Source organism: Acidipropionibacterium jensenii DSM 20535, assembly GCF_000425285.1.
Lineage (GTDB): Bacteria > Actinomycetota > Actinomycetes > Propionibacteriales > Propionibacteriaceae > Acidipropionibacterium > Acidipropionibacterium jensenii.
On sequence record NZ_AUDD01000001.1, the window covers coordinates 125,904 to 149,822 of the forward strand.

The following is a 23,919-nucleotide window of genomic DNA, read 5'->3' on the forward strand; positions in this document are numbered from 1 at the left end:
CGCCTCAGACGCGCATCAGTACCTTGAGCAGGGCCGTCATCTGCCGGGCGACCGCCAGGTGATCGGCCGGGTTGCCGGAGATGATCGCCTCGATCATCTGCTGGTCGTAGAGGGTGCGCATGATCGAGAGCAGGTCGTCCACCGAGATCCCCAGCCGGACGTCGTTGGCCGCGATGACGTCGGCGACCAGGTCGCGCAGGGCCGGGGTGCAGGACTCGTTGAGCGCCCGGTAGGCCGGTCGCAGTTCGGGGTCGCGGGCCGCCTGGAGGCGGATCTCGTTGATCGCCAGGATGGTCTGGGGGTCGGTGCTCACGGTGGACAGGAACAGGCTGACGGCCCGGTCGAGCTTCTGCTCGATCGGCAGTTCGCTGGCCGAGACCCTCGGCAGCTGGGTCGACAGGGTCTGGTAAGTCTGGTCGATCGAGCGCTGCAGGACGTCGAGGCAGAGGTCGTTCTTCGACTCGAAGTTGGAGTAGAAGGCGCCGCGGGTGAACCCCGCCTCCTCGCAGATCTCCTCCACCGAGGCGCCGTCGACCCCCTTGCGGGCGAACACCCGGATCGCCGCCCAGGCCAGCCGTTGCCTGGTGGCCTCCCGCCGGGTGCTGACCTGCTCGCGGGACGCAATCACATCGGTCATCGTTGGCCTCCTGTCCTCCGGCCCCTGCCAGTTTGCATACGGAAGTGTATCGGATACGCTTCCGTACTGGATACGGGTATGTATCGGACCTGCTCAGGGGGAGTACCGGCGGGCCGACATCCCGGATCTGCGAGTCATCGTCCGCCAGCGGCGCCGACGGCACGCGGAAACCGAGTGTGTCGATATTTCTGAGGTGACGATGTCCTCCTTCCTGCATGATCTCAGCGCCTGGTGCTTCCGGCGCGCCAAGACGGTCATTGCGATCTGGCTCGGGATCCTGGCCCTGCTGGGCGGGCTGACAGCCGGTTTCGGGGGATCATTCGAGGACACCTTCACCATTCCCGGCGCACCCTCGCAGGTGGCCATGGACAACCTCAAGGCGACCTTCCCGCAGGCCGCCGATCTCACCGCCGATGTGGTGGTCGTGGTCCCCAAGGGGGACTCGGTGGAGTCGGCGGCGATCCGCCCGAAGATCGAGCAGGGGGTCACCGACCTCGGGAAGCTGAGCTTCGTCCGCACTGCCACCTCCCCGTGGGCCAAGTACGTCAGCGGCATGATCAGCGACGACCGGACGGCCGCCGTCATCCAGGTTGATCTGGGCAACACGACCCAGGTCTCCTTCTCCGACAAGGACAAGGCGGCCCTCCAGCAGGCCGGTCACCGGATCGAGCAGGCCCTGCCGGTGGGCGCCAGGGTGACCGTCGGCGGCCAGGCCTTCGGCGCCACCTTCCCGTCCATCGGGATCACCGAGGCGCTCGGCGTCGTGGTCGCCCTCATCGTGCTGTTCATCACCCTGGGGTCCATCGTCGCCGCCGGGATGCCGGTCCTCACCGCCCTCATCGGGGTGGGGATCTCCACCTGCATCACGATGCTGCTGGCCAATTTCACCGACATCAACTCCACCACCCCGCTGCTGGCCGTGATGCTGGGTCTGGCGGTGGGCATCGACTACGCCCTGTTCATCCTGTCGCGGCACCGCGACCAGCTCGCCGAGGGGGTCGATCCGCAGTCCTCGGCGGCCCGGGCGGTGGCCACCTCCGGTTCGGCGGTCGTCTTCGCCGGGACCACCGTCATCATCGCCCTGGTCGGTCTGGCGATCGCCGGGATCCCCTTCCTCACCGTGATGGGCGTCTTCGCCGCGGTCGGCGTCGCCCTGGCGGTGGCGATCGCCCTCACCATGCTGCCCGCCTTCATGGGACTGATGGGGCAGCGGATGGCCCCCCGCCGTCCGCGCAGGAAGCGCAGCAGGGCCGCCGCAAAGGTGGCCGCCGCTGACCAGGAGGCGGTCGGGGACGGCGCCACCGGCTCCGGCCGGCAGAGCGGCGCGGCACCGGCCGCCGAACCCGCCCGGGCCACCAAGGACCCCCGCAAGGGGATCTTCGGCTGGTGGGTGCGGGTGGTCACCAAGGTCCCGGTGGTCACTGTCCTCATCGTCGTGGTGGTGCTCGGCTCCCTGGCCATCCCGGTCAAGGACCTCCACCTCTCCCTGCCCAGTGCCGCCGAGGACGCCCTCGGCACCCCCTCCCGGCAGACCTACGACACCCTCACCGAGAAGTTCGGCGAGGGGTTCAACGGCCCCATCATCGTCACCGCTGACATCGTCAACTCCACCGATCCGATGGGTGTCATCAACGGGTTGAAGAAGGAGATCGCGGACCTGCCCGGCGTCAAGCAGGTGCCGGTCGCCATTCCCAACCAGAACGTCGACACCGGCATGATCCAGGTCATCCCGACCACCGGGCCCTCCGACCAGGCCACCGCCGACCTGGTGAACCGGCTGCGCGACCAGCAGTCCCGGTGGAAGAGCGAGTTCGGGGTGGACACCGGGGTGACCGGCGTCACCGCCATCCAGATCGACGTCTCCGACCAGCTGGGCCGGGCGATGCTGCCCTTCGCGCTGTTCGTGGTGGGGCTGTGCATCATCCTGCTGACCGTGGTCTTCCGGTCCATCGCGGTGCCCATCAAGGCGACCGTGGGATACCTGCTCTCGGCGGGAACCGGACTCGGCGCCGCCCAGCTGGTCTTCAACCGCGGGGTCGGCCTGAGCATCATCAACATCGACAAGCCGGTGCCGATCATCTCCTTCATGCCGATCGTCGTGATGGGCATCCTGTTCGGCCTGGCGATGGACTACGAGGTCTTCCTGGTCTCGCGGATGCGTGAGTCCTACACCCACGGGATGGCGGCCAAGGAGGCCGTGGTGGACGGCTTCGTCCACTCCGGCAAGGTCGTCACGGCGGCCGCCCTCATCATGTTCTCGGTCTTCGCCTTCTTCATCCCCGAGGGGATGCACGCGCTGCGCGAGATCGCCCTGGCGCTGGCCATCGGCATCGTGGTGGACGCCTTCCTGGTGCGGATGACCTTCGTCCCCGCCGTCCTCACGATGCTCGGTGACAAGGCCTGGTGGCTGCCGAAGTGGCTGGACGAGCGTCTCCCGGTCCTCGACATCGAGGGGGAGGCCGTCACCCGCGAGCGCAATCTCGCGCAGTGGCCCACCGCCGACCACACCGAGGCCGTCCACGGCGAGGATCTCGCCGTCGAGGGGCTGTTCAGCGGGGTCCGCGCCCACGTCGAACCCGGCGAGGTCCAGGCGGTGGTGGGACCTCCGGGGGCCGTCACCGGCCTGCTGCTGGCCCTGTCGGGGCGTCTCACCCTCGACTCCGGCACCTGCCGGTCGGCCGGCGAACTGCTTCCCGACCGGGCCCCCCGGGTCCGGCGGCTGGTGACCTTCGTCGACGCCGCCGAACCCGACGGGCTGGCCGAGAGGCTCCGCCGGGGCCTGGCCCCCACCACCCGACTGGCCATCATCGACCACGCCGACCAGGTCGTCGACCCGGAGTCCCGGGCCGCCCTGGAGCATCTGTGCACCCGGGCCCGCACGGCAGGACGCACCGGCGTCCTGCTCGGCGCCCAACGCGCCGGCCGACTCGACTGGCTCAACCCCGACGGGGTCGGCGAGCTCGCCGCCGTCGACCCGACTCCCGCCCTTCCCGAAGGAGCGAACTGATGTCCCCACGCACGAAGTCCACAGCCTCGGGGTCCTCCAGCGCCCGCCCCAGGGCCGAACGCTCCCACTCGACCATCGCGCTGAGCTGGCACACCGTGGTCGCCCTGGTGCTGGTGCCGCTGGTGGTGGCCGGGGCGCTGATCGGCACCACCTGGAAGATGACCAACCGGCTCTCCCAGGTGCAGGCCGCCATCGTCAACCAGGACGCCGGGGTCACCTTGGGCGGCCAGTTCGTCCCGCTGGGCCGCCAGCTGTCGGGGGAACTCATCAAGTCGAGCACCACGACCACCGACGGGCGGCCCATCTCCTGGGTGCTCGCCGACTCCGCCGGCGCCGCCAAGGGACTGAAGGACGGCAGCTACGCCGCCGTCGTCACCATCCCCAAGTCCTTCTCCAAGGACGCCACCTCTTACTCGGCCAACAAGGGTGACCAGGCCCGCCAGGCCGTCATCACGGTGGCCACCTCGGACTCCTCCCCGGTCACCGACTCGGCGATCGCCACGATGACCGCCCAGGCCGCCCAGAACCAGATCAACAAGACCCTCAACAGCCAGTACCTCGACAACATGTACATCGGGCTCAACAAGTCGGCCAGCGGGATGGTCTCCCTCAGCAAGGGCGCCTCCCAGCTCAACGACGGCGCCCAGCAGCTCACCGGCGGGGTGAAGTCCGCCACCTCGGGCAGCCAGCAGCTGTCCAACGGTCTCGGCCAGCTCGACAAGGGCGGGCAGACCCTCACCTCCGGCGGCTCCCAGCTGCTGGTCGGGGTGCGTCAGCTCGCCTCCGGGGTCGCCCTGCTCGACGCCAACGGCAGCAAGCTCAACGCCGGTGGCACCCAGCTGGCCTCAGGTGCCAGGACTCTCGACGCCGCCGGCAGCAAGCTCAATGCCGGTGGCACCCAGCTGGCCTCGGGGACCAGGACCCTGGACGCCAACGGCAGCAAGCTCAACGCCGGTGGCACCCAGCTTCGCAACGGCGCCAACCAGCTGTCGGCCGGCATCAATCAGATCGACCGCCAGCTCCAGCAGACCAGCGGCACCGTCCCGTCGATGAGCCAGGAGCAGCTCGCCCAGATCCAGCAGCTGAGCACCGGGGCCACCGCGATCGCCGACGGCAGCGCCGGGGTCTACGCCGGAATGCAGCGCTACCAGGGGGCGATGGCCCGACCCACCGACTCCCAGATCGCCCAGGTCGTCAACCAGATCTGCGCCCAGAACGCCCAGGCCTGCGCCACCGACGCCGCCCGGGCACAGCTGGCCGCCGGGGTGAAAGCCGGGATGGCCGCGGCCGCCCAGTCGATGGGCAGCTCCTCCGACCCCGACTCCCTGATGGGCGGGGCCCGGGCCACCAGCGAGGGGGCGCGCAGCTACGCCTCGAAGGTCAGCGAGGGGATCGATCAGCTCACCGCGACCCTGAAGGCCCTGCCCGGCCAGATCGGCAAGCAGATCACCGCCCTCAAGGACGGTGTCCACCAGCTCGCCACCGGCGCCAACCAGGTCTCGAGCGGGGTGTCGACCTACACGAACGGCGTCTCGCGGTACACCGCCGGGGTGCACACCCTGTCATCCGGGGTGTCGACCTACACGAACGGCGTCTCGCAGTACACCGCCGGGGTGCACACCCTGTCGTCCGGGGTGTCGACCTACACGAAGGGGGTCTCGCAGTACACCGGCGGGGTGCACACGATGGCCCAGCAGATGCCGACCCTGACCACCGGCGCCCAGCAGTACGTCGCCGGGGTGGGGCAGTTCGCCCAGGGGGTGCACCAGACCTCCCAGGGCGCCGACAAGCTCTACGCCGGACAGGTGAAACTGTCCCAGGGAGCGGTCAAGTTCGCCCAGGGCTCCGACACCTTCGCCACCGACGTCGCCAAGGGGGCCAAGCAGGTGCCCACCTACTCGGCCTCCGACCGGCAGAAGCTGTCCGACGCCGTCTCCTCGCCGGTGCGGGCGAGCAGCACCCCGATGGGCACCTCGGCATGGGTGGTCGGACTGATCCTCATCCTCGGACTGTGGATCGGCGCACTGGCGATCTGGACGGTGGCCCGCACCGTGCCCTCCCGGGTGCTCACCTCCTCCCGGTCCACCCTCTCCCTGCTGTGGAGCTCGCTGTCGACCGGCGCCGGCGTGATGGCGGCCAGCGCGGCGGGGCTGGCCCTGCTGGCGACCCTCACCACCGGCATCTCGGTGCCGCGCGGCCTGGGGCTGTTCGGGATGCTGCTGCTGGTCGGCGCGATGTTCCTGGCCGTCAACCACGCCCTGGCCGGCTGGCTGCACGCCATCGGACGGTTCATCAGCGTCATCCTGGTGGCCGCCGCCTCCGCCGTCGGACTGGTCTCGGCGGTGCCGGGTCCGGTCCGCTGGGTGCACGACATCTCCCCGCTGAAACCCGCGATGGAGGCGCTGACGGCGATCCTGGCCGGTCACTCACCGACCTTCGGATCCCTGCTGACGATCATCATGTGGTTGCTGATCGGAGGACTGGCGAGCCTGCTCGCGGTCAACCGGGCCCGGCACATCAGTCCGGCCAAGGTGATCGCCGAACTCACCTGAGGACCGAACGGTCCCGGTGCTCGCGGCGCAGGCGGTCGTGGTGCAGCAGGGCTGCGCCGAGGACCGCCGAGAGGAGGGAGCCGATCAGCACCGCGGCGCGGGCCGCGGTGACCTCCTCGGCCCCCTCGAAGGACAGCCCGGCGATGAGCATCGCCACGGTGAACCCGATCCCGCACAGCAGGCCGACCGGCAGCAGATCGCGCAGCGTCAGCCCCTCGGCCATCCTCAGCGGCGTCCACCGGGTGACCAGGGCGGTGGTGGCCATGATCCCCAGCGGCTTGCCCACCACCAGGGCGATCGCGACCGCCCATGCCACCGGATGGTCGACCAGCCGGGACCCTGCGCTCAGCGGGATCCCGGCGGCGAAGACCGCGAAGACCGGCAGGGCCACCGCGTTGGACACCGGCTGGACGAGCTGACCGAGCCGGGTGGCCCTGGAGACGAGCTCCCCGCCGAACCTGCGGGTCGGCATCACCAGCCCCAGGGCGACACCGGCGATGGTGGCGTGCACCCCCGAGGAGTGCACGCACAGCCAGGCCAGCACCGCCACCGGGGCCAGCAGCCACCAGCGCACCCGGGGGCGTCGGGCCAGCCACCCGAAGACCGCCACCGCGGCCGCCGCACCGATCAGCGCGGGGAGCCGCAGGCCGTGGGAGTAGACGATCGCGATGATGAGGATCCCGATGAGGTCGTCGACGACCGCGACCGTGAGCAGGAAGACCCGCAGACCGGCCGGCGCGCCGCGTCCGGCCAGCACCAGCACCATCAGGGCGAAGGCGATGTCGGTGGCGGTGGGGATCGCCCAGCCGTGGGCGTAGCGGCCCGCCCCCATCGCGAACAGCACGCCCGCGTAACACAGCGCCGGGATCGCCACCCCGCCGCAGGCGGCCAGGATCGGCACTGCGGCCCGACGCGGGTCGCGCAGGCTGCCGGCCCGGATCTCCTGGATCAGCTCCAGTCCCACGGTGAGGAAGAACAGGCTCAGCAGGACGTCCTGGGCCCACTGGTCGGCGGTGAGAGGACCCAGTCGGGACCCCGACAGCCGGTGGAAGGAGTCGCGGGCGGCGGTGTTGGCCAGCAGCAGCCCGGTCACCGCCCCGACCAGCACCAGCACACCACCGGTGGTCTCCCGGCTCAGGGCGATGCGCGCCCGGGTGGTGATGCTGGTCATGGGACTCCTTGAGGGACGGCGCCGGGCATGAGGACATGACGGCGTGGTTGACTTGGGGGATACGTCCTGCGTGACATCGATGTGCGGAGATGAGTGTTCAATGACGACCGGATTTCAGCCCAATGAGTTCGAGTTTGCCAGTGACGACAAGGGAGAGTTCGTCAAGGTGATGGCCCGCGGCTACCAGGTGCTGGCCAGTCCCGGGATCAACCAGGGGTCGGCCTTCAGCCTGGAGACCCGCGAGGCGCTGGGCCTGGACGGCCTGCTCCCCTCGGGGGTGACGACCCTCGAGGGCCAGCTCAAGCGGGTCTACGGGCAGTACCAGGCCCAGCCCGACGCACTGAGCAAGTACCTCTACCTCAACGCCACCCACGACCGCAACGAGGTGCTCTACTTCGCCCTGCTCACCGCCCACATCGAGGAGATGATGCCGATCGTCTACACCCCGACCATCGGGCAGGCGATCCAGGAGTATTCCCACTGGTACCAGCGTCCGCGCGGGGTCTTCCTGTCGATCGACGATCCCGGCACCATGGAGCGCTCCCTCAAGGCGATGGGGGACCGTCCCGACGACGTCGACCTCATCGTCGTCACCGACTCCGAGGGCATCCTGGGGATCGGCGACCAGGGGGTCGGCGGGGTCGCGATCACCGTCGGCAAACTGGCCCTCTACACCGCCGCCGCCGGGATCCACCCGCACCGGGTGATGCCGGTCGTGCTGGACACCGGGACCGACAACCTGGAACTGCTCAACGACGACACCTATCTGGGCGTCCGGCACGCCCGGGTGCGCGGCAAGCAGTACGACGACTTCATCGAGCGCTTCGTCACCACCGCCCATCGGCTCTACCCCCACGCGATGATCCACTGGGAAGACTTCGGCGCCGCCAATGCGACGCGGATCCTCGACAAGTACCGCAACGACTACTGTACCTTCAACGACGACATCCAGGGCACCGCGGCCGTGGTGGCCGCCGCCGTGATGGCGGCCGTGAAGGCCTCCGGGACGCCCCTGGCCGAGCAGCGGATCGTCATCCACGGCGCCGGGAGCGCCGGGATCGGGATCGCCTCGCTGCTGCGGCGGGTGATGGTCGAGGAGGGGATGGACGCCGACGAGGCGCGCCGCCACTTCTGGGGACTGGGGTCCCGCGGTCTGCTGCGCGAGGGTCTGACGCTGCGCGACTTCCAGGGCCCCTGGGCGCGCCCGAGCGCCGACCTGAAGGGCTGGAAGCTCGACACCCGCGGCCACTACGAGCTGGCCGATGTGGTGCGCAATGTGCGCCCGACCATTCTCATCGGCTCCTCGGCCCAGGCCGGGGCCTTCACCGAGGACCTGGTCCGAGAGATGGCCGAGTACTGCGAGCGGCCGATCATCATGCCGCTGTCCAACCCGACCAGGAAGGCCGAGGCGGTTCCCTCCGACCTCATCGAGTGGACCGACGGCAGGGCGCTGATCGCCACCGGATCCCCCTTCGAGCCGGTGACCCATAAGGGGACCAGCTACCGGATCGCCCAGGCGAACAACGCCCTGGTCTTCCCCGGCATCGGGCTGGGGGCGATCGCCTCGGGGGCCACCCGGATCTCGGAGGGGATGGTCGCGGCGGCCTCCACCGCGCTGGCCTCCACCGTCGACGTGCACGCCAAGGGGGCCGCCCTGCTGCCCCGGATGTCGAGCCTGCGGTCCATCTCGGCGCGGGTCGCGCTGTCGGTGGTCGAGGCCGCCCAGAACCAGGATCTGGCCACCGTGAAGCTGGGCCACAATCCGGTCCAGGCGATCTACGAGTCGATGTGGAAGCCGCGCTACCCGCGGGTGATCCCGGCCTGAGGGGCCCTCAGATCTGCGGCCGCTGAAGGGTGTCGCGCACCTCGCCGACCAGCTCCTCGAGGATGTCCTCCAGGAAGATCACGCCGATCATCCGGTCGGTGTCGATGCTCCCGCCGGTGGTGGTTGAGGTGCCGGTTGTTGCCGAGGCGTCGGTGGCGGCGTCGACGTCGGTTGCGGAACCAGCTTCGGGCACCACGGCGGCGCAGTGGATCCCGGTGCGCTGCATCTGGCGCATCGCGTCCTCCACCTCGTCGTCGACCCGGACCGTCTCCATCTGGCGGATGTGCTCGGCGCCGATCGGCCGGTCGTGCTCGGCGCCCTGGGCGTAGAGGACGTCCTTGACGTGCAGGTAGCCGGTGATCCTGCCGTGCTGACTCACCGGGAACCGGGAGAAGCCGGTCACCGAGACCTCGTGCTCCAGCTGCGCCGGGGTGCACTCGGGGGTCAGCGTGACGAGGTCGGCCAGCGGGACCATCGCCTCGCCGACGGTGCGGTCGGTGAACTCCAGGGATCCGCTGAGCAGGCCCAGGTCGTCGTGGATCTTGCCCTCCTCCTCGGACCTCTCCACGATCGAGGCGACCTCCTCGGTGGTGAATGCGGCGGCGATCTCGGTCCGCGGGGTGAGGCCGGCCAGCCGGACGAACCAGTTCGCGGTGTGGTCCATCGCGTAGATCACCGGCGCTACCACCTTCCCGATCGCCACCAGCGGTGGGGCCAGGGTCAGCAGGGCGTTCTGGGGCATCGCGATGGAGATGTTCTTGGGGACCATCTCGCCGAAGACCACGTGCAGGAACACCACCAGCAGCAGGGCGATGACCAGGGCCACCAGATGGGAGCTGGAGGCCGGCAGCCCGATCGATGTCAGCGGGTGGACCAGCAGATGGGCGATCGCCGGTTCGGCCACCGCACCGAGGGTGGTCGAGGCGACCGTGACCCCCAGCTGGCAGATCGACAGCATGTGAGAGACGTGCTCGAGGGCGTACAAGGCTTTCGCCGACCCGCGTCGGCGCTGTTCCACCAGCGGTTCGATCTGGGACCGCCGGGAGGAGGTGGTGGCGAACTCGCCGGCCACGAAGAAGGCGTTGACGCCGAGCAGGGCGACGGTGATGAGAAGTCCGACCATCGGGCTCATGACTCCTCCTCGTCCTCGGGCTTCGGGGCGGGGGTGATGCGCAGCTGGGAGACCCGGCGTCGCACCATCCGGGTGACGGTCAGTGTCGTCCCGTCCTCGGTCCGGGCGGTGTCGCCGATCGACGGCACCCGGCCCAGCAGGGTCATCACGAGGCCGGCGAGGGTCTCGTAGGGGCCGTCGTCGGGGACCTTCACGCCGGTCCGGTCGCGCAACTCGTCGGGACGCAGCCGGCCGGGCACCAGGAAGCTCCCGTCGGGCTGGCTGCGGATCCCGGCGCGCAGCTGGTCGTGCTCGTCGGCCACCTCGCCGACGATCTCCTCGACGGCGTCCTCCAGGGTGACGACCCCCGAGACTCCGCCGTACTCGTCGACCACCACGGCCATCTGGAGGCCCTCGTCTCGCAGCTGGACCAGCAGCCGGCTCAGTTCCAGGGTCTCGGGGACCCGTGGTGCCGGGTCGAGCAGGGAGGATGAGATCACCGGGACCTCCTCGCGGCGCTGCCAGGGCACCCCGACCGCGCGGCGCAGGCTGGCCAGGCCGACGATCTCGTCGGTGCCCGCTCCCAGCACCGGAAACCGCGAGTGCCCGGTCTCCGAGGCCATCGCCACGACGTCGGCCGCCGATGCGGTGGCCGGCAGGGTGCGCACCAGACCGCGGTCGGTCATCACGTCGACCGCGGTGAGCTGCTCCATGTGGATGGACCGGGTGAACAGGGTGGCGGTGGAGGGGTCCATCGTCCCCTCGTCGGCGCTGTGGCGCACCATGGCGGCCAGTTCGGTGGCCGACCGGGCCGAGGAGATCTCCTCCCGGGGGGTGATGCCCATCCGGTGCAGGACCCAGTTCGCGGTGCCGTTGAGGACCACGATGAGGGGTTTGAAGACGGTGGTGAAGACCATCTGGAGAGGGGCCACCTGGCCGCCGGTGCGCAGCGGGTGGGCCATCGCGATGTTCTTGGGGACCAGCTCGCCGAACAGCATCGAGAACACGTTGATGATGACGGCCGCGGCGAAGACGCCGATGGAGGTGGCCAGGGCGCGGGCCAGACCGGCGTCCCCCAGGGCGCCGGTGAGCAGGTTCGCCGCCGATGACTGGGCCGTGTAGCCCAGCAGGATCGTGGTGAGGGTGATCCCGACCTGGGCGCCCGACAGCTGGGTGGACAGCGACTTCATGGCGGTCAGCACCCGGGCCGCCCCCTTGTCGCCGCGGGCGGCGTGGTTCTCCACCGAGGCCTGGTCGAGGGCCACCAGGGAGAACTCGGAGGACACGAAGATGGCGGTGAAGGCGGTCAGCACGACGCCGACGGCCAGCATGGCGATGTCAGTCCACACGGTGGCTCCCCGGGGTCGAGAGGTCCGGCGCGGTGCTGGTCGCAGGGGGCTCGGTCGCGGGGGACGTGGTCACAGCGGTCCTGGTGACAGGAGCGGTGGCCGTCGAGTTCGTGGTGGGAGGAGGTTCAGCCGACGCACGGCTGCAACTGTCACTGTCCATGATGACGGTCAGTGTAGGGCGGCGGGGCGACAGGACACAGTTGCGCGCGGTCGTCCGGGGAATTGCGCTCCGCGCAAGGATGGATGTGTCAGGAGGCGGACGGAGGGACCGAGATGGCCGAGCGGGACGGGATCGTCGATGTGCTGAGCGTCGCCGTGGCCCGGGTGCGCGGGGCCATCGACAGTCTTGACGGCGGCTCGGCACGCGACGCCGACCGATTCGTGCGCGACCGCTACCGCAGCTCCCGGATCTCCCCGGCAGGCACTGTGATCCGGATGGAGATCGCCAGCGGGATCACCACCAGCGTGCTGGTCGACGGCGTCCAGATGGATCTGGTGATCGAGGTGCGCGGACGTCGCGCCGACATGCCGGTACCGCCGGGCCAGTTCGCCGAGGCGCTGGCACGATTCGCCGGCTGAGGGTCCCCGCTCGTCCTCGAGTCGGTTCGGGCTACGGTGAGATCCATGACAGACCACTTCGAGATCGATCGGGACGCGGTGGGAAAGGCTCTGGCCGATGAGCTGCCGCTGGTCCTGCGAGCCCTCCAGCTGTGGCTGGTCCAGCTCCAGAACACGATCGCCAAGCTCGAGGGGGACGAGCACCCGTCGGAGAAGGCGCAGGGCTACCTGCGTGCCCACGAGCAGGAGCGCACCCGGCTGCTGGACCTGGTGGCCGAGATCACCGCCTCGGTGGCCGGCAAGAAGCGTGAGGACCTCACCCGTGACGACGTCGCCGCGGCCCGCCGGTTCATCGCCGAGACCTGGCCGACCGACAAGGACTGACCTCTCGGGCCTCGTTCCCACCGCCGGTGTCGTCCCGGGTGTTGCTGCGGGTGTCGTCCTGATCGCGCTGGGGACCGTCCTGTTGCTTCGTGGCTCTGTGGCTCAGGTGGTCGTACGGTGGGTCATCCGGTCACCCGGAATCCGGACATCCCGGTGACCGCTGCCGGCATCGTCTCCACCCCGTCCACCCGCGACATGCCGGGGCCGCGGTGCAGCATCGCGACCACGGAGTCGACGTCCTCCTCGGGACCCTCCAACTCGGCCTTGACTGTGCCGTCGGCGCAGTTGCGCACGGTGCCGGCGACTCCCAGGCTCTCGGCGGCGCTCTGGGTGAACCAGCGGAACCCGACCCCCTGAACCCTGCCGCGGACGATGACGTGGACATGAACGGTGCTCATGCCTCCATGGTGCCCGGTACCGGACGGCGTCGTCGTCCGGCGAGCAGACGACCCAGTCTGGCGGCCGCGGCGGCGGGGTGCCTCAGGTCGGCGAGGCAGAAGCGGATGACCTCCAGGCCCTGGTGGCGGATGGCGGCCTCCCGCTGCTTCTCCCGGACGACGACGTCGGATGTGCTCTCGCCGGGACGCAGATCGCGCAGGTACTTCTGGGCGCCGTCGTACTCGCCGACCACTCCGTACTCCAGCCATCCGAAGTCGCAGCGTGCGACGAAGCGGCCGTGCCGGTCGTACACCGTGACCTGCAGGTCGGTGGGGGCGCACCCCTGCAACTCCAGCATGGCCCGCATGGACGACTCCCCCGGGCTCTCGGAACGCCCGTCGGCGAAGTCGCAGACGGCGCGGGCCATGGCATTGCCGTGACGCCGGGATCCCCGGTCGACCAGGTTCTGCAGGGCCGGCGGGGAGAGTCCACCGGCGAGTGCGGCATCGGCGGTGACGGTGCCTGCGATGAAACCGAACTGCCTGGCCATGTCGACGGCTGTGCGTCCCGGGCTGGTGACCAACAGGTCGCCGACGCGGACGACCTCGTCCTCGGCCAGCCGGCAGGTCCGGCTCACCAGAAGGGGGCTGCGGTAGCCGCTGGTCCCCGACGCCCGGTTGACCCAGACGGTGTCGGCGCCGTCGCGCAGCATCGGCAGTCCCAGCAGCGCGACGGCGGAGGTGTGAGTGAGTACCCAGTCCTGGCCTGTCAGAACAGGGCCGGTGGCGGCGATGAGCTCGAGCTGACGGTGGCGCAGGTCCGCCGGAGGTGGACCCTCGACCACGGCTCCGTGGCGAACTCTGGAGACCGTGCCGTCCCGGATCTGTCGTCTCACCGTCCCGTATGAGACCCCGCTGCGACACAGGTCGGTGACCCGCCACACCCGCCGTGAACTGTCCATGGCTGGAGTCAGCCACAGGAATCCCGGCGGCACCAGACCTCATCACCATTCTGTGGACAACTTGCCTGGCCCGCGGAGCGGTGGTTCCTGCTGTGGACAACTGGGGTGGTCGGGGTACCCGTCACGGATGCAGGGAAGTGGTCGGGTCACCTCCACGGATGCAGGAAAACTGTCGGTAACCCCGTCACAGATGCAGGGAAATGGTGTCGAAATCCCACGGATGCAGGCAAAAGGCACGGATGCAGTGGAGCTCCACTGCATCCGTGCCTTTTCCCTGCATCCGTCGATCAGTGGGAGGTGTGGGCCGCCGAGAGTGTCGTCCAAGGGGCCGGCTGTCACGTCCACTGGGCGGGTGTCCCCAGCGGAACGGAGGAACCGACCGACAGAGACCCAGTTCAGAGAAGAGACAGCGACCAGAGGGTCACAGCCACCAGACAAGGGGTCAGCGACCAGAGGGTCCGGGCTCAGATGGGGGACGTCGTCCGAGGGGCCCGGCCACCACATCCGCCGGGCGGGCGCACCTACCGAAACGGAGACGCTGACCGACGGGGACAGCCACCAGACAGGGGGACAGCTGTCCACCCCCAGGAAGCGTCTGAGCGCCGGGTGCAAGACATCTTGCACCCGGCGCTCAGACCATCCAGGCCAGTCAGGCCATCCAGGCCAGTCAGGCCATCCAGACCAGTCAGGCCACCAAGACCATTCAGACCAGTCAGGCCAGCCACACAGCTCGGATCACTCAGGCAGGATCCCCAGGTGCGAGTACTTGGCCGGGGGGTTGGCCAGGGCGTCGCGGTCGATGACGGCCCGGGCATCCAGGGCGATCGCACCGGAGGGCGAGACCGTCAGCGGGTTCATCTCGGTCTCGGTGATCTCCGGGTGGTCGGCCACCAGGGTCGAGAACCGGGTGATGACCTTCACCAGGGCGTCCACGTCGGCACCCTCGGCGCCTCGGTAGCCCTTGATGAGCGGCCAGATCCGCAGCGACTCGACCATCGTGCGGGCCAGACCGGCGTCCACCGGGGCCAGCTGGAGGGCGGAGTCCTTGAGAATCTCGGCCGAGGTGCCGCCGGCGGCGACCATGATGGTCTGGCCGAAGGAGGGATCCCGGGTGGATCCGAGGATCAGCTCGGCATTGCCCGCGCCGACCATCTGCTCGATGACGACACCCTCGATGTGGGCCTCCGGCTTGGCCTTCTTGGCGTTGGCGACGATCTGCTCGAAGGCCGCGCGCACCTCATCGGCGTTCTTAGGGCCGACGACGACGCCGCCGACGTCGGTCTTGTGGGTGATGTCGGGGGAGGCGATCTTGGCGACCACCGGGTAGCCCATCTCGTCGGCCAGCTTTGCAGCCTGGTCGGCGCTGGTGGCCAGCCGGGGCAGTGCGACCGGGATCCCGTAGGCGTCGAAGAGCTCTTTGGACTCGGTCTCGGGCAGCAGCCCGGAGTCAGGCACCCCGGCGATCAGGGCGGCGGCCCGCTCCCGGTCGGGAGCGAAGTCGTCGGCGACGGCGGCCGGCGCGGCGGCCCGGTCGGTGTAGCTCTGGGACTGGGTGGTGTTGACGAAGGCGTCGACGGCGTTCTCGGGGAAATCGAAGGTCGGGATGCCGGCCGAGGCGAGCTTGGCGATGGCCTTGTCGTTCTCGGCGCCGCCGCCCATCCACACCGCCAGCACCGGCTTGTCGGTGGTCTGCGCGGCGGCGATGACGGCGTCGGCGGAGCCGAGGATGTCGGTCATGGCCTGGGGGGTGAGGATCACCAGGATGCCGTCGGCGTCGTCCTCGGAGACGGCGGCCTTGATGGCGGCCTGGTACCTCTTGGCCGGTGCATCGCCCAGGACGTCGATCGGGTTGGCGTGCGACCAGGCGGTCGGCAGCACCTCGTTGAGGGCGTCGAGGGTCGAGGGGGAGATCTCGGCGAGACGTCCGCCGCGCTCCGACAGGGCGTCGACCGACATGACGCCGGGGCCTCCGGCGTTGGTGACGACGGCCAGGGTGGGCTGGTGGGCGGTCCGGTCGGCCGCCAGCAGCTCGATGGTGTGGTACAGGTCGGAGATCCGCAGCACCCGGGTGGCGCCGACCCTCTCGAAGGCGGCGTTGTAGACCTCATCGGCGCCGGCCATCGCACCGGTGTGCGAGACGGCGGCCTTGGCCGAGGCGGCGAAGCGTCCGGCCTTGTAGATGACCAGCGGCTTCTTGGCGGTGAACCGCCGGGCCGCCGCGGTGAAGGCCTGGGCGTCGGAGATCGACTCGGCGTAGACGACCGCGGCGTGGGTGTCCTTGTCGTCGACCAGGTAGTCCAGGGTGGCCGCCAGCTCGACGTCGGCGGCGTTTCCGAGGGTGACGAGCTTGGAGAAGCCGATCCCCTTGCCCAGGGCCCACTCGATGACGGCCGCGGTGAGAGCGCCCGACTGGGAGACCAGGGCGATGTTGCCCGGCTTGGGCATGTGCCCGGCGAAGGTGGCGTTGAGGCGGCGCTCGGGAACCTGGAGTCCCAGGCAGTTCGGCCCGAGCAGGCGCATCCCGGCCTTGTGGCAGATGTCGACGACGTGGTCCTCCATCGCGCGGCCCTCGGGGCCGACCTCGCGGAACCCGGCGGCCATGCAGATGATGCCCTTGACGCCGGCCTCGGCGCACTGCTTCACGACGTCGAGAACACCGACCGCCGGCACGCACAGGATGGCGAGATCGGGAGTCTCAGGGGTTTCACGAACGCTCGGGAAGGCGGGCACGCCGCCGATCGACTCGTGCTTGGGATTGATGGGATAGACGACGCCGTCAAAATTCCCATTGAGAAGATTGCGGACAACCATGTGTCCGAGGTTGGTGGGCTTGGTGCCCGCTCCCACAACCGCGACGCGGTGCGGAGTGAACAGACAATCCAGTTCGCCACTCATTGGTGAGACCTCCATGTCAAAGATTTGCCGGCGAGCCCGCGGGAACCCGCCGCTGGCACAGTAGCAGACGTGTTTTCGGGCAATAATTCCGGCACGGAGTTGTATTCTTAATCGCTCTGGACGCACTTGTAATCAGCGATGAACAGGTGATCCACAGGGAAAATGTCATGGGACATTTGATGCAAAGTTGCAGGCGTCAGATCACAGGGTTGAACGCGAGGGTCACGACGTCTGCGCCCGGCTCCGGGGCGCCAACCTCAGCAATGGCGCGAGACGGAACGCTCAGGCTCGTTGCGCGAACCGATCGTCGGGACCGAGCGGTCGTGGTGGCCGGCGGGCGCCGACGGCTACCGTCGGTGACATGGCTGATGAGATCGAGTTCGGTACCGGCGGTTGGCGCGCAGTGATCGCCGACACCTTCACCAAGGCCAACGTCCAGCGACTGGCCCAGGGGCTGGCCGACCGGATCCACCACGAGAAGGTGTCCGACCGCCCGGTCGTCATCGGCTACGACCAGCGCTTCCTCTCTCCTGAGTTCGCCTGGTGGGCGGCCGAGGTGCTCGCCGGCAACGGCATCCACGTCCGCATCATCGACCGGCCGGCCCCCACCCCGATGATCATGTGGACCGTCCGCGACAAGGAGTGCGCCTACGGGCTGGCCGTCACGGCCTCCCACAACCCCGCCATCTACAACGGCATCAAGGTCTTCACCGAGGGCGGCCGGGACGCCGAGGTCGAGGTCACCGGTCCGCTCCAGGAGCACGTCAACCGGCTGACAGCCGACGACGTGCGGGCCATCACCCGCGCCGAGGCCCTCGACCAGGGGCTCATCCGGGTGCAGACCTCGATGAACTGGTACATCGACTCGATCCTCGACCAGGTGGACCTCGACGTCATCCGGCACGCCCACCTCAAGATCGTCCTGGACCCGATGTTCGGGGTCTCCAAGACCTGCCTCCAGACCATCCTGCTCACCGCCCGCTGCGACGTCGATACCATCCACGAGCGCCGCGACACCCTGTTCGGCGGCCGGCTCCCCTCGCCCAACTCGAAGACCCTCAAGGCGCTGGCCGGGGTGGTGGTCGAGCGCGGCGCCGATCTGGGCATCGCCACCGACGGGGACGCCGACCGGCTCGGCATCATCGACGACCTGGGCAATTTCCTGCACCCCAACCAGATCCTGGTGCTGCTGTACACCTACCTGCTGGAGGAGAAGGGATGGGTGGGCCCGTGCGTGCGCAACCTGGCCACCACCCACCTGCTCGACCGGGTCGCCGAGGCCCACGGGCAGAAGTGCTACGAGGTGCCGGTCGGCTTCAAGTGGGTCTCGGCGAAGATGGCCGAGACCGGTGCGGTGATCGGCGGCGAGTCCTCCGGCGGCCTGACCGTCAAGGGCCACATCTCCGGCAAGGACGGCGTCTACGCCGGCACCCTGCTGGTCGAGATGATCGCCAGGCGGGGCAAGCCGCTCTCCCAGATCTACGCCGATATCGTCGAGCGCTACGGCAGTTTCGAGATGGTGGAGGACGACTTCTCCTTCGCCCCGGAGGCCAAGGAGGGGCTGAGGAGGCGGATCTACGTCGACAAGGACCTGCCGGCCTTCGACCTGGCGGTCGACCACGTCTCCGACATGGACGGCATCAAGGTCTACTTCTCCAACGGCGGCTGGCTCATCGTCCGGTTCTCCGGCACCGAGCCGCTGCTGAGGGTGTTCTGCGAGATGCCCGACGCCGCCCTGGCCCAGCGGTGCGTCGACGCGGTGGTCGACAAGTACGACCTCGGCTGAGTCGCCCCGGGCCCTCTTCAACCACTCAGTCGATCCGTTCCAGGCCGCCGGACAGCACCCCGGCCAGGGTCGACCGGGTGGCCCGCAACCCGCCGACCACCATCAGCGCTCCCGCGGCGACCACCGCCGCGGTGACCGCCATGGTGAGCGGATCCAGGATCAGCGCCACCCCGACCAGGGGCATCAGGACGATCGCCGCGCTGGCGATCGAGACCGCCATCACGAACCACAACGGCCCCAGCACGGCACGGCGTCTGGCCTGCTCCTGCTCGGCCATCGTCATCCCGACCAGATCCAGGCCGACCTCCACATCGCGGCGGTCCAGCACCGCCGAGGTCTGGTTGATGCCGACCGAGCAGGCCACCGTCGCGAAGGCGAAAGCGATGGTGAGGATGATCCCGGTGCGGATGTCGGCGATCAGCATCGCTCCGGCAGGATCTGCGTCAGCACTGCCGGCCTTGCCGATCAGGGCGACGCCGGCGCCGCCGGCCACCGCGACGAAGCACACCGAGCCCAGTGCCGAGACCTGGCGCCAGGCGGCCCGGGGGGACTCCAGCACCATCCGCGCGGCCACCACCGCCGGTGCGGTCCGGGCCCTGCGCAGCCGGGACCGGAAGTACACCGCCAGCAGTTTCGGCCCGACGATGGAGATCACGCCCAGTCCGATCGCGATCGCCAGCAGGACGACGGCGATCGACACCACCGGTCCGGTGCCGACCCCAAGAAGGGGTGCGATCCGCCCGGCCGACGCCGCCACCGTCAGCAGGACGACGCCGATGATGATCCGCGCCACCGAGACGCGCTGGGCGGTGGAACGCATCCGCACTCTCAGCGGGGAGATCTCGACCCGGCGCAGGCTCACCGCCGAACTGGCCAGGGCCAGCACCAGCAGGGCGCCGATGACCCCGGCCAGGGCGGGGGCACTGAGCAGCAGCGAGGAGGCCCCGATCCGGGATCCGTTGACGCGCAGCAGGCCCAGCAGGGGGATCGACAGGCCGTATCCCAGGATCCCGATGAGGCACCCGACCAGGGCGTGCGCACCGGCCTCGGCGAGGGTGAGCAGTCGCAGCGTGCCCGACCGGGCGCCGAGCAGACGCAGTGAGGACAGCCGCTCGTCGCGGCGTCTGGCCGACAGCCGGGCCGCCGAGGAGGCCAGGGTCGCCAGCGGCATCACCAGCAGGACCGCCGCCAGCCCCGACAGGCCGCGGTAGATGACGCTCATCTGGCCGGGGATCCGCCAGAACACGGCGGCACCGGCGATGACGTCGAGGGTGATCGTGGCGATCACCGCGAAGGCGGTCACCGGCAGCCCCCAGGAGCGCCGGTCGGCCAGGGTGGGGCGGGCCAGCATCGGCCAGATCGCGGCGGTGGACCGCAGGGAACCGGCGCCGGGCATCTCGAGCGGGGACGGGTAGTGGACAGGGGTCGGGTTCTCAGCAGGGTTCGGAAGGCCGGTGGTCATCGACGTCCTCCCGTCACCTGCTGGTCGGAGACGATCCGGCCGTCGGCCAGGGTGAGGATCCGCGAGCAGCACCGCGCGACGTTGATGTCGTGGGTCACCACCACCAGGGTGCGTCCCCGGCCGGTCACCGAGTGCAGCAGGGCGGTCATCACGTCGACCGAGGTGGCGCTGTCCAGGGCGCCGGTGGGCTCGTCGGCGAAGACCAGGGCCGGGTCGATGGCCTGGGCGCGGGCGATCGCCACCCGCTGGGCCTGGCCTCCCGACAGCTGTCCGATCCGACGTTCCCCCAGACCCGGCAGGCCCAACGCCACCAGCCATTCCTCGGCCTGCCTCTCGGCGGCCGCCCGCGGGACGCCGTTGAGCATCAGCGGGAGGGCGACGTTCTCCACCGCGGTCAACTCGGGGACGAGCATCCCCTGCTGGAAGACGAATCCGAGGTGCTCCCGGCGCAGCCGGGCCCGCCCGGCGGCATCGAGGGTCTCGAGGCGGATCTGCCCGCTCGGCAGCTGCAGCCCGATCGCACCGGAGGTGACCGGCAGGATCCCCGACAGGCAGTGCAGCAGGGTGGTCTTGCCCGATCCGGAGGGGCCCATGATCGCCACCGAGGACCCGGCGGCGATCGTCAGGCTGACCCCCACCAGGGCGTGGGTGGGTCCGTAGGACTTCACCAGCCGGTCGGCGACAATCAGCGGCGGCGCCCCGGTCGCCACAGGGCTGGTCGTCACCGGGCCGGTCGCCACAGGGCTGTTCAGGAATGGGCGGGGGCCGTCAATGGTCTGCGGTTGCGGATTGCTCGACATGACCCACAGCCTGCTCGGAGCCAATGTCGTCGCGAATCATTCCCCGGGACTGTTCTGCCGTCATCCGACGGAATGACTGCCGAACCGGAGTCGTAATGTGGGGGACATGACGACCGCTGACCGTTCGCTTCCATCAGATCTTCCCTCCCAGTTGTTCATTGGTGGTGAATGGGTCGATGCCGATGGTGGCCGCACCTTCGACGTCATCGATCCCGCCACCGAGGAGGTCCTCACCTCCATCGCCGACGCCGGCCCCCTCCAGGGCATCGACGCCCTGGATGCCGCCGTTGCCGCTCAGGACGCCTGGGCGGCCACCGCCCCTCGGGAGCGAGGCGAGATCCTGCTCCGCGGCTGGGAGCTCATCACCGAGCGCCGCGACGACTTCGCCCGCCTGATGACCCTCGAGATGGGCAAGCCGCTGGCCGATGCCTACGGCGAGGTCACCTATGGCGCCGAGTTCCTCCGCTGGTTCTCCGAGGAGGCCGTGCGCATCCGCGGCGACTACGGCATTCTGCCCGAGGGCAAGGTCCGCCAGCTGGTGACCAAGCGTCCGGTGGGCCCCTGCCTGTTCATCACCCCGTGGAACTTCCCGCTGGCGATGTCCACCCGCAAGGCCGGCCCGGCCCTGGCCGCCGGCTGCACCGTCATCATCCGGCCCGCCTCGGCCACCCCGCTGACCACCATGCTCTTCGCCAAGGTGATGCAGGACGCCGGCCTTCCCGCCGGAGTGCTCAACATCATCACCGGCCGCAGCCACGACGTCACCGACAAGATCCTGGCGGATCCGCGACTGCGCAAGCTGTCCTTCACCGGCTCGACCCCGGTCGGCCAGGGGCTGCTCGCCAAGGCCTCCGAGCACGTGTTGCGCACCTCGATGGAGCTGGGCGGCAATGCCCCCTTCATCGTCTTCGACGACGCCGACGTCGACGCCGCCGTGGAGGGCGCCAAGGGCGCCAAGATGCGCAACATGGGCGAGGCCTGCATCGCCGCGAACCGGTTCATCCTCCACGAGTCGGTGGCCGAGGAGTTCACCGAGAAGTTCACCAAGTACATGTCCGGCCTGACGGTCGGCGACGGGATGGCCGAGGGCAGCGAGGTCGGACCGCTCATCACCGATCACGACCGGGCCAAGGTGCACGGTCTGGTCGAGTCGGCCAAGGCCTCCGGCGGCACCGTGCTGACCGGTGGCGAGATGCCTTCCGGGAAGGGCTACTTCTACCCGCCGACGGTGATCTCGGGGGTGGCCCCCGACGCCGAGGTGATGACCACCGAGATCTTCGGGCCGGTCGCCCCGATCACCACCTTCTCCACCGAGGAGGAGGCCCTGGCGATCGCCAACTCGGTTCCGGTCGGTCTGGCCGGGTACGTCTACACCCGCGACGTCGACCGCATCCAGCGGATGGCCGCCAAGCTCGAGACCGGCATGATCGGCGCCAATATCGGCGTCTTCTCCAATGCTGCGGCGCCTTTCGGCGGCGTCAAGGAGTCCGGTCTGGGACGCGAGGGGTCCTACCAGGGCATCGAGGAGTTCCTGGAGACCATCTACGTGGCCCTTCCCGACCCGTCCTGATCCGCCCCTTCTGATCCGAGGAGTCCCCGTCGGGGGCCCGTTCAGCTCGCCTGGACGTGGCCCTCGACCCAGGGCCTCAGGTCGCCCAGCACCGGATCCTCGAGCGGGTCGCCGACCTCGTCGACCGGGGCACGGTGGTCACCACCGCGGCCCGCTGCCTGACCCCGATCAACGTCGAGCAGCTGCGGCGGGCCCACCAGATCGTCGAGTCGGGCCACACCCTCGCCAAGGTGGTGCTGCACGGCTGGCCGCGGTCCGCAGATCCGGTGCCGGACCCCCGGCGCGCTGACGCCGGGGCCCGGACATGGCAGGATGACCGCCAGACAGACAGGAGGGGTCCATGCCCAAGAAGAAGAAGGTCGGCATTCTTACCGCTGGTGGTGACTGCCCGGGCCTCAACGCTGCCATCCGCGGCTTCGGGAAGGCCGCCATCCGCGAGTTCGACATGGAGCTCGTCGGCTTCCTGGACGGCGTCCGCGGGCTGGCCGAGAATCGCTACATGAAGCTGGACGGCCGGGCCCTGTCGGGGATCCTCACGATCGGCGGGACGATCCTGGGCACCAGCCGCGACAAGGTCAACCGGATGCTGGTCGACGGCGAGACCCGCGACATGATCCCCACCATCGTGGAGAACTACGAGAAGCTCGGCCTGGACGCCCTGGTCACCCTCGGCGGTGGCGGCACCGCCCGCAACGCCAACAAGCTGTCCAAGGCGGGGCTCAACGTCGTCCATCTGCCGAAGACCATCGACAACGATATCGTCGGCACCGACGACTCCTTCGGGTTCTCGACCGCCCTGGAGATCGCCACCGAGGCCATCGACCGGCTGCACTCCACCGCCCACTCCCACCACCGGATCATCCTCGCCGAGATCATGGGTCACCGGGCCGGATGGCTGGCGCTGGGATCGGGGATCGCCGGCGGTGCCGACGTCATCTTGCTGCCCGAGCTGCCCTACCACATCGACTCGATCGTCAACGCGGTCGAGGCCCGCCGCAGGCAGGGGCTGAGCTTCTCGGTGATCGCGGTCGCCGAGGGGGCTCGTGACGAGACCGATGCCCTCGCCCTGTCCGGCGCCCAGGCTCTGGTCGACGAGACCAGGAACCCCTCCACCAGGGAGACGGCCAAGAAGGCCAAGCGGGACCTCGAGCGCTCGATGCGCGACAACACCTTCAAACTGGCCAGCCAGCTGGAGGCCGCCACCGGACTGGACTCCCGGGTCACCATTCTGGGATATGTCCAGAGGGGCGGGACGCCGTGCGCCCAGGACCGGCTGCTGGCCACCCGGCTGGGGACCAAGGGGGCCCAGGTGGTCCAGGACGGCGAGTTCGGGATCATGGTCGCCGCGAAGGGCACCGGCACCGGCACCGTCCCCCTCAAGGAGGTCGGCGGCAAGGTGAAGTACGTGCCGCTGGACCACCCCTGGGTGGAAGCCGCCCGTGAGGTCGGGACGAACCTCGGCGACGGCTGATC

Annotated in this window: 18 protein-coding genes; 8 read left to right on the forward strand and 10 right to left on the reverse strand. The window is 69.6% G+C overall.

The window, feature by feature from the left end:
- Window positions 1-4: 4 nt before the first annotated feature.
- On the reverse strand, window positions 5-637 hold the full coding sequence (locus tag H590_RS0100605) for a TetR/AcrR family transcriptional regulator (RefSeq protein WP_028702024.1): 633 nt from the start codon (window positions 635-637) through the stop codon (window positions 5-7).
- A gap of 199 nt (window positions 638-836) precedes the next feature.
- On the opposite strand from H590_RS0100605, the gene H590_RS0100610 reads away from it, so the two are divergent.
- Together H590_RS0100610 and H590_RS0100615 are read left to right on the forward strand one after the other, a co-directional pair.
- Window positions 837-3,644 (forward strand): MMPL family transporter, encoded by a 2,808-nt coding sequence (locus tag H590_RS0100610; RefSeq protein WP_051238008.1) that lies wholly within the window; start codon window positions 837-839, stop codon window positions 3,642-3,644.
- Window positions 3,644-6,196, forward strand: coding sequence for a YhgE/Pip domain-containing protein (locus H590_RS0100615; protein ID WP_051238009.1), 2,553 nt, complete (start codon window positions 3,644-3,646; stop codon window positions 6,194-6,196). Before H590_RS0100610 ends, H590_RS0100615 begins: the two co-directional genes overlap by 1 nt.
- On the opposite strand, the gene nhaA is transcribed toward H590_RS0100615, so the two are convergent.
- Window positions 6,189-7,367: a Na+/H+ antiporter NhaA gene (gene nhaA, locus H590_RS14065; protein ID WP_051238010.1), complete on the reverse strand. Its 1,179-nt coding sequence runs from the start codon at window positions 7,365-7,367 to the stop codon at window positions 6,189-6,191. The genes H590_RS0100615 and nhaA overlap by 8 nt on opposite strands.
- A 100-nt stretch (window positions 7,368-7,467) precedes the next feature.
- Here nhaA and H590_RS0100625 point away from each other — a divergent pair, with 100 nt between their 5' ends.
- Complete coding sequence (locus H590_RS0100625) at window positions 7,468-9,192, forward strand: NAD-dependent malic enzyme (RefSeq protein ID WP_028702027.1); 1,725 nt, start codon at window positions 7,468-7,470, stop codon at window positions 9,190-9,192.
- Between the two features lie 7 nt (window positions 9,193-9,199).
- Here the strand turns inward: H590_RS0100625 and H590_RS0100630 are convergent, their stop codons facing one another.
- Window positions 9,200-10,324 carry a hemolysin family protein gene (locus H590_RS0100630; protein ID WP_028702028.1) on the reverse strand — a complete coding sequence of 375 codons (1,125 nt, stop codon included), beginning with the start codon at window positions 10,322-10,324 and terminating at the stop codon, window positions 9,200-9,202.
- Complete coding sequence (locus H590_RS0100635) at window positions 10,321-11,652, reverse strand: hemolysin family protein (protein ID WP_197720469.1); 1,332 nt, start codon at window positions 11,650-11,652, stop codon at window positions 10,321-10,323. The genes H590_RS0100630 and H590_RS0100635 overlap by 4 nt, the downstream gene beginning before the upstream one ends.
- A 273-nt stretch (window positions 11,653-11,925) precedes the next feature.
- On the opposite strand from H590_RS0100635, the gene H590_RS0100640 reads away from it, so the two are divergent.
- Both H590_RS0100640 and H590_RS0100645 read left to right on the forward strand, forming a co-directional pair.
- On the forward strand, window positions 11,926-12,231 hold the full coding sequence (locus H590_RS0100640) for a hypothetical protein (protein ID WP_097798123.1): 306 nt from the start codon (window positions 11,926-11,928) through the stop codon (window positions 12,229-12,231).
- Window positions 12,232-12,276: 45 nt separating this feature from the next.
- A complete protein-coding gene (locus tag H590_RS0100645; RefSeq protein ID WP_028702031.1) occupies window positions 12,277-12,594 on the forward strand; it encodes a hypothetical protein in 318 nt (105 codons plus the stop codon).
- Between the two features lie 122 nt (window positions 12,595-12,716).
- Here H590_RS0100645 and H590_RS0100650 read toward each other — a convergent pair whose 3' ends face one another.
- The 3 genes from H590_RS0100650 to H590_RS14070 form a co-directional block, all read right to left on the reverse strand.
- Complete coding sequence (locus tag H590_RS0100650) at window positions 12,717-12,992, reverse strand: acylphosphatase (RefSeq protein ID WP_028702032.1); 276 nt, start codon at window positions 12,990-12,992, stop codon at window positions 12,717-12,719.
- The gene (locus tag H590_RS0100655; RefSeq protein ID WP_232020901.1) at window positions 12,989-13,933 is read right to left on the reverse strand and encodes a hypothetical protein; all 945 of its coding nucleotides are present in this window, start codon (window positions 13,931-13,933) and stop codon (window positions 12,989-12,991) included. Before H590_RS0100655 ends, H590_RS0100650 begins: the two co-directional genes overlap by 4 nt.
- A 735-nt stretch (window positions 13,934-14,668) precedes the next feature.
- Window positions 14,669-16,828 (reverse strand): acetate--CoA ligase family protein, encoded by a 2,160-nt coding sequence (locus H590_RS14070; protein WP_161625989.1) that lies wholly within the window; start codon window positions 16,826-16,828, stop codon window positions 14,669-14,671.
- 361 nt (window positions 16,829-17,189) lie between these two features.
- Here H590_RS14070 and H590_RS0100665 point away from each other — a divergent pair, with 361 nt between their 5' ends.
- Complete coding sequence (locus H590_RS0100665) at window positions 17,190-18,614, forward strand: phosphoglucomutase/phosphomannomutase family protein (protein ID WP_028702034.1); 1,425 nt, start codon at window positions 17,190-17,192, stop codon at window positions 18,612-18,614.
- 25 nt (window positions 18,615-18,639) lie between these two features.
- Here H590_RS0100665 and H590_RS0100670 read toward each other — a convergent pair whose 3' ends face one another.
- Both H590_RS0100670 and H590_RS14075 read right to left on the reverse strand, forming a co-directional pair.
- Entirely contained in the window at window positions 18,640-20,076 is a 1,437-nt protein-coding gene (locus H590_RS0100670; RefSeq protein ID WP_028702035.1) for an ABC transporter permease family protein, read from the reverse strand.
- Window positions 20,073-20,876, reverse strand: a complete 804-nt coding sequence (locus H590_RS14075; protein ID WP_084149170.1) for an ABC transporter ATP-binding protein — start codon at window positions 20,874-20,876, stop codon at window positions 20,073-20,075. The genes H590_RS0100670 and H590_RS14075 overlap by 4 nt, the downstream gene beginning before the upstream one ends.
- Before the next feature lie 106 nt (window positions 20,877-20,982).
- On the opposite strand from H590_RS14075, the gene H590_RS0100680 reads away from it, so the two are divergent.
- Entirely contained in the window at window positions 20,983-22,446 is a 1,464-nt protein-coding gene (locus H590_RS0100680; protein ID WP_028702036.1) for an NAD-dependent succinate-semialdehyde dehydrogenase, read from the forward strand.
- 41 nt (window positions 22,447-22,487) lie between these two features.
- Here H590_RS0100680 and H590_RS18735 read toward each other — a convergent pair whose 3' ends face one another.
- A complete protein-coding gene (locus tag H590_RS18735) occupies window positions 22,488-22,688 on the reverse strand; it encodes a hypothetical protein (protein ID WP_028702037.1) in 201 nt (66 codons plus the stop codon).
- Window positions 22,689-22,786: 98 nt separating this feature from the next.
- On the opposite strand from H590_RS18735, the gene H590_RS0100690 reads away from it, so the two are divergent.
- On the forward strand, window positions 22,787-23,917 hold the full coding sequence (locus tag H590_RS0100690) for a 6-phosphofructokinase (protein ID WP_028702038.1): 1,131 nt from the start codon (window positions 22,787-22,789) through the stop codon (window positions 23,915-23,917).
- Window positions 23,918-23,919 lie beyond the last annotated feature (2 nt).